Annotated in this window: 5 protein-coding genes; 2 read left to right on the forward strand and 3 right to left on the reverse strand. The window is 70.2% G+C overall.

All coding sequences use genetic code 11. The features are described from left to right. Nucleotides 1-13: 13 nt before the first annotated feature. From ACFWEP_RS29965 to ACFWEP_RS29975, 3 genes are all read right to left on the reverse strand, one after another. Complete coding sequence (locus tag ACFWEP_RS29965) at nt 14-526, reverse strand: hypothetical protein (protein WP_358765846.1); 513 nt, start codon at nt 524-526, stop codon at nt 14-16. Between the two features lie 122 nt (nt 527-648). Beyond that, on the reverse strand, nt 649-1,776 hold the full coding sequence (gene proB, locus ACFWEP_RS29970; RefSeq protein WP_387374710.1) for a glutamate 5-kinase: 1,128 nt from the start codon (nt 1,774-1,776) through the stop codon (nt 649-651). A 216-nt stretch (nt 1,777-1,992) separates the two neighbouring features. Then, nucleotides 1,993-3,222, reverse strand: a complete 1,230-nt coding sequence (locus ACFWEP_RS29975; protein WP_387374706.1) for an acyltransferase family protein — start codon at nt 3,220-3,222, stop codon at nt 1,993-1,995. 328 nt (nt 3,223-3,550) lie between these two features. Here ACFWEP_RS29975 and ACFWEP_RS29980 point away from each other — a divergent pair, with 328 nt between their 5' ends. Then, nucleotides 3,551-5,581 (forward strand): glycosyltransferase family 2 protein, encoded by a 2,031-nt coding sequence (locus ACFWEP_RS29980; protein WP_387374708.1) that lies wholly within the window; start codon nt 3,551-3,553, stop codon nt 5,579-5,581. A gap of 93 nt (nt 5,582-5,674) precedes the next feature. Continuing rightward, complete coding sequence (rfbC, locus tag ACFWEP_RS29985) at nt 5,675-6,274, forward strand: dTDP-4-dehydrorhamnose 3,5-epimerase (RefSeq protein ID WP_387374712.1); 600 nt, start codon at nt 5,675-5,677, stop codon at nt 6,272-6,274. Nucleotides 6,275-6,302 lie beyond the last annotated feature (28 nt).

The following is a 6,302-nucleotide window of genomic DNA, read 5'->3' on the forward strand; positions in this document are numbered from 1 at the left end:
CTCCCGCCCCGGGTCAGTACGGGTGCACGCCCACGGGTGCGGCGGGCGGCGGCCCGTACCCCTCGGCGACGCGCTGGTGGTAGGTCTCCCGGTCGATGACCTCGAGGCCGACGATCTCCCACGGGGGCAGCTGGGCGGTGGAGCGGTGCTCGCCCCAGAGCCGCAGGGCGACGGCCGCCGCGTCGTGCAGGTCCCGGGCCTCTTCCCAGTACCGGATCTCCGCATGGTCGTTCGCGTACCGGCTGGTCAGCAGGAAGGGGTGGTCGTGGGCAAGTTGTTCCAGGCCCCGCCTGACCTCCCCGAGCGGTGTCTCGGTCCCGGACACGCAGAGCGTGATGTGCCACAGCCGGGACTGAGTGGTCTCCCCCTTCGCGGCTACCGGGTCGTGGCCGGTGGTGCGGTCCTCGGCCCGGTCGGACGTGCGGTCGGCGGGCGGACTCCGGTCGAAGCCGGTTCCCGCTCCCACGCTGGTCAGTGCGCGGGTGCCCGTTCCTCGGGGCGGCGCCCCCGGGCGCGCTCGTCTCACCGGCGGCCTCCTGTGGATGTGTTGCTGTGCTGTTCCCCTGCGTACCCCCGCTACAAAGTTGACCAGTCCAAGGCCCGGCGTGGGGCGGTTTTGGTGAAGGTCTCCGTCAGGAGTCCGGAGTTTCAGCCGATTCGGGGCGCCGAGGGGGGCATGAGAACGACGAGGTCGTCCCTGTGTACGACCTCGCGTTCGTAGGCGGGTCCGAGTTCGCGGGCCAGATCGTGTGTGGAACGCCCCAGTAGTTGGGGGATCTCCCTGGCGTCGAAGTTGACGAGACCGCGCGCGACCGCCCGGCCGGCGGGGTCGCGCAGTTCGACGGGGTCGCCGGCCGTGAAGTCGCCGTCCACGGCGCTGATTCCCGCGGGCAGCAGGGAGGTGCGGCGCTCCACGACGGCTCGTACGGCCCCCTCGTCCAGGATCAGCGCGCCCTGCGGGGCCGAGGCGTGGGCCAGCCAGAGGAGGCGGTCGGCGGAGCGGCGGCCGGTGGGGTGGAAGTAGGTCCCGGTGTCCCGTCCTGCGAGTGCGTCGGCGGCGTGCCAGGCGGAGGTGAGGACGACGGGGATGCCGGCGGCGGTGGCGATCCGGGCCGCCTCCACCTTGGTGACCATGCCCCCGGTGCCGACCCCGGCCTTGCCCGCGCTGCCGATCGTGACGCCCGCCAGGTCCTCGGGGCCGGTGATCTCGGCGATCCGCGAGGTGCCCGGGGTGCTGGGGTCGCCGTCGTAGACCCCGTCCACGTCGGAGAGGAGGACGAGGAGGTCGGCGTGGACGAGGTGGGCGACGAGGGCGGCCAGGCGGTCGTTGTCGCCGAAGCGGATCTCGTCGGTGGCGACGGTGTCGTTCTCGTTGACGACGGGCAGGGCGCCCATCTCCAGCAGCTGGTCGAGGGTGCGGTAGGCGTTGCGGTAGTGGGCGCGGCGGCTGGTGTCGTCGGTCGTCAGCAGTACCTGGCCGACGCGGACGCCGTAGCGGGCGAAGGACGCCGTGTAGCGGGCCACCAGAAGCCCCTGGCCGACGCTGGCAGCCGCCTGCTGCCGGGCGAGGTCCCTCGGTCTGCGGTGCAGGCCCAGTGGGGCGAGGCCGGCGGCGATGGCGCCGCTGGAGACGAGGACGACCTCCCGTTCACCGCCGCCGCGGACCTTGGCGAGGACGTCCACGAGGGCGTCGACCCGGTCGGCGTCCAGCCCGCCCGCCGCGGTGGTGAGCGAGGAGGAGCCCACCTTGACCACGATCCTGCGGGCCTCGGTCACCTGCTGTCTTGCCACACTCTCCGCTACCGATGTCACAGGGGCGAATGTATGCCAGTCCGTACACCGGACGCACCGGAGTTCCGATTCCTGGACGCGGGGTGGTGGCGCGGCCGTCGGGCGTTCCGGCGGACGAGGACGCCCCGGCCGCGGGGCCGGGGCGTCCTGCTGGGGTGTGTGCCGGGTGTCGCGCCGTTCCTGTGCGCGTGCCGTACGGGCTCAGCCGGTGCGGGTGCCGCTGTCCGCGAGGGCCCGGTCCCGGCCGCCGGGCGCGGACTCCGTCTCCCCGGGGGGAGCGGGCTGGGCGGCCACCGGGGCGGTCGGAGCGGTGCGCTTGCGGCCGATGTCCTTGAGCCGCATCGCGGGCTTCTCGACCAGATGCCAGGAGAGGGCCGCGACCACCAGCGTGCCCGCGAGCGACAGGACGAGGTAGGGCCAGAACCCCCAGCGGGCGAAGTCGAGAGCGGTCAGCGCCTGCTGGATGACGAACCCGTAGATGTAGACACCGTACGAGAGGTCGTTCCGGGCCCCGACGCGGCGGAACGGACCCGGGAGCCGGATCGCCAGCCAGAGCAGCAGGTAGGCGAAGGCGGGGATGCCCACGACGAAGAAGTACCCGAAGAAGATTCCACCGAGGAACACCAGCAGCGCGAGGACGGCGAGCGGGTCGCTGACGGGGATGCGCTCACGATACGACTCGATCACCGCTCCGACGGCGAACGCGAAGGCGAGATAGATGAGGATGTCCGGGTCGAACTTGCCCATGACCGGGAAGATCTCGAAGCTCAGAGCGTAGGAGGAGTCCGAGAAACCGGCCCAGAAGCGTTCCTGCAGCGCGGGGGCGATGGCGTACCAGCCGAGTCCGGCGGCCACCAGGAGTACGAGCGGGCGGGCCCGGGTGAGCACGCGCGTCACGGCGAGCAGCGCGACACCGAAGTAGCAGAGGACCTCGTAGCGGAGCGACCAGAGGGCGGCGTCGATGCTGGGGCTGTGTCCCAGACCGTCGCCCCGGGAGTGCGCGACGACGCCGGAGACGTCGTTCTGGAGCGGGGCCACCGCCCAGTTCGAGCCCAGGTACGCGAAGGGGCCTCTGGGGTGGCCCCAGAAGCCACCGAGGCCGCCGTGCTGCGCCCAGTAGAGGAAGGGGGCGACGACGAAGGCCGTCACGATCAGGCAGACCCAGAGACCGGGCAGCAGGCGCAGGGCGCGGTGCCAGAGGAAGCGGCCCAGCGGAAGCCGCTTGCCGCTGCGGGTGACGAGGATGCCGGACAGGACGAAGAAACCGTAGACGGAGAGTTTCCCGAGGTCGGTCTGGCCGTGGCTGAGTCCGTGGCCGAACTCCTTCTCGCCGAAGCCCAGCACGCTCGCGTGGCTGACGACGACCGCGGAAGCCAGGATCAGGCGGATGAACCCCAGGCTGTTGTCACGGCCCCGGAAGCAGTCCGCCACGGATCCGTGTGACCATCGAAGCCGGACGGCCTCACTGCGGGTACGACTGATGACGTGCACCTCTCTCGCTGGACCGCGTGGCGAGCCGGCCCCCGTCCGGCTCATGAGGATCCCCCAAGGCGGCCTGAAAATAAGCCACTTGGGCTTCCATGAAGCTCACATCACCGGAAACCTCCGTTGCACCGTACACGGCCTCGTACCCGGACCGAACTGTTCGATGTGCCACAACCGCTATGGTGCTTCCGGGCGGCGGCCCTCGCCCTCAATCGGTCACCGATCCCGACACCGCCTTCGCGTTCAGGGTTCCCACAAGAGATGGGACACAGTTGTGTCAGTCAAAGTCAGCGTCATCATTCCTGTGTACAACCCGGGGAAGTACATCGATCCCGCAATCGACTCGTTGCTGCGCCAGACCCTGCCCGCCAGCGAATTCGAAGTGCTGTTCGTCAATGACGGCTCGACCGACGACACACGTGAGCGTCTCGAAAAGCTTGCGACCGAGCACCCGCACTTCCGTGTGATCACCATCCCTAATTCCGGATGGCCGGGCAAGCCTCGCAATATCGGCGTGGCGGAGGCCAAGGGCGAATACGTCCAGTTCCTCGACCAGGACGACTATTTGGCGTCCGAAGCCCTGCTGCGCCTCTACAACATGGGGCACCGCAACGGCTCCGACATCGTCATCGGCAAGGTCGCCAGCAACTTCCGCGGCGTTCCGCACGGGGTCTTCAAGGTCAACCGGGAGAAGTGCAGCCTGCGCGACGCACCGCTCTACGACAGCCTGACCCCGCACAAGATGTTCCGGACGGAATTCCTCCGCGAGAACAACATCGCCTATCCCGAGGGCAAGCGCCGCCTGGAGGATCAGCTCTACATGATGCAGGCGTACTTTCCCGCCAAGGTCGTCTCGATTCTCGGCAGCTACACCTGCTACTACTACTCGCGGCGCGACGACGGCCAGAACGCAGGCTCCGCGAAGCTCATCCCTTCGGGCTATTACGGGAATCTCCGCGAGGTCCTCGACGTCGTCGTGGAGAACACCGAGCCGGGCGAATTCCGCGACCTCCTGCTGCGCCGCTTCTACCGTGTGGAGATGTTGTCCCGTCTCAGTGAACCGGCCGTGCAGAAGTACGCGCCGGAGTACCGCGACGAGATGATCGACGCCGTCCAGCCCCTGGCACGTGACTTCATGCACGACGGCGTGCACGACGGGCTCGGCCCGGTCCAGCGGCTGCGCTCCACGCTGCTGCGCAACGACGACCGCCAGGGACTCCTCCGGATCGCCCAGCTCGCCGGCTCCATCAAGGCGGCCGCCCGCCTGGAGAAGTTCGAGTGGCAGCCGGACGGCCGGATCAGGATCGACATCACCGGCCGGCTCGTCCACGGCGACGACCAGAAGCCCGTGACGCTGGTGCGCCGCGACGGCCGTCTGTATCTGCACCCCGACCTCACGGCGGACCTGCTGCCGGCCGGCGAGCTGCTGGACGTCGAGGACGACCTCGACGGCTACATGGCGGAGATCTCGCTGCGCAACCGCGAGACGGCCGTCGAGTGGCCCTGCCCCGCCAAGTTCACCTCGGAGGTCAAGGAGATCTCCGACGGCGTCTTCGAGGTCATCCTGACCGGCCACGGTCACGTGACCTCGGAGGGCGTCAAGAACCGCGGGCGCGTCTCGCGCGGGTTCTGGGACATCTGGGTGCCGCTGCGCGGCCTCGGCGTGGTCCGCAAGGCCCGGCTCGGCGCCGACCGCGACCCCGGGGTCGACGCGGCCTGCCTGCCCGCCTCGCTGGGCTCGCCCGCCCGCGCCGTCATCCCGTACTTCACGGACCCGCACGGGAACCTCACGCTGGACGTGGCGCGCCGCGCCAAGAAGCTGGCCGAGTACCTGGAGGGCCGCCCGGTCCTGCGCACCCCCGGCAGCAAGACGGAACTGCGCCTGGACATCGTCACCACGTCCTCGACGGCTGCCTCCAAGGCCGATCTGGTGCTGACCTCCACCGGTGGCACCGACCGGGTTCTCCCGACGACGCTCCGCCCGGTCCAGGGCCGTGCCCACGTGGCGGTGCCCGCCAAGGCCGCGGACGTGCCGCCGGGCGAGTGGAAGCTCTCGGTCCGCCTCGACGGCGCCAAGAGCGCCGCCGTGCCGCTCGCCGACGTGCGGGTCGAGCGGGGCGGGAAGATCGTTCTCGTGTCGGACCTGCCCACGGTGAGCCCCGCCATGCTGAGCGCGATGGCCTCGGCCCGCCGCAAGGCGACCGTGCGCAGCGCCCTGCGGAGCGTGGGCGGCCCGATCGTCCGCCGGCTGCCCGCCAAGGCCCGCAAGAAGGCCCGCAGGCTCGCGGGCGGCCTCGGCGGCTGACACCCGGTCCTCCCCGGACCTGACGCCCGTCACACAGCCTGACCCGAGAACGTGAAGTACCCGAGAAGCGAAAAGAACAGGAACGTGAATCAGATGCGGCAGCTCGACATCGCCGGAGCCTGGGTGCAGGAGCCCAAGGTCTTCCCCGACAGCCGGGGAAGCTTCCACGAGTGGTTCCAGGCGGCCGACTTCACCGATGCGGCCGGGCACGGGCTCCGGCTCGCCCAGGCGAACTGCTCGGTGTCGAGCCGGGGCACCCTGCGCGGCATCCACTTCGCCGACGTGCCGCCGAGCCAGGCCAAGTACGTCAAGTGCGTGCGTGGCGCGGTGCTGGACGTGATCGTGGACATCCGGGTCGGCTCCCCCACGTACAAGCAGTGGGAGGCCGTCCGGCTCGACGACGTGGACCACCACGCGGTCTACCTCTCCGAGGGCCTCGGCCACGCCTTCATGGCGCTGACCGACGACGCCACGGTCGTGTACCTCTGCTCCGAGGGGTACTCCCCCGGCCGCGAGCACGGCATCAACCCGCTCGACCCGGAGCTGGGCATCGAGTGGCCCGAGGGCATCACCCCGTTGCTCTCGGACAAGGACGCCGCCGCCCCGACGCTGGCCGAGGCCGAGGCGCAGGGGCTGCTGCCCTCCTACGAGGACTGCCAGACCTACTACGAGCAGCTGCGCGCCCGGGGCTGACCCGGCGACAGCACCCGTACGAGAACGC

Origin of the sequence: Streptomyces sp. NPDC060198 (assembly GCF_042728415.1) — a bacterium.
In the GTDB taxonomy this organism is placed as follows: Bacteria; Actinomycetota; Actinomycetes; order Streptomycetales; family Streptomycetaceae; genus Streptomyces.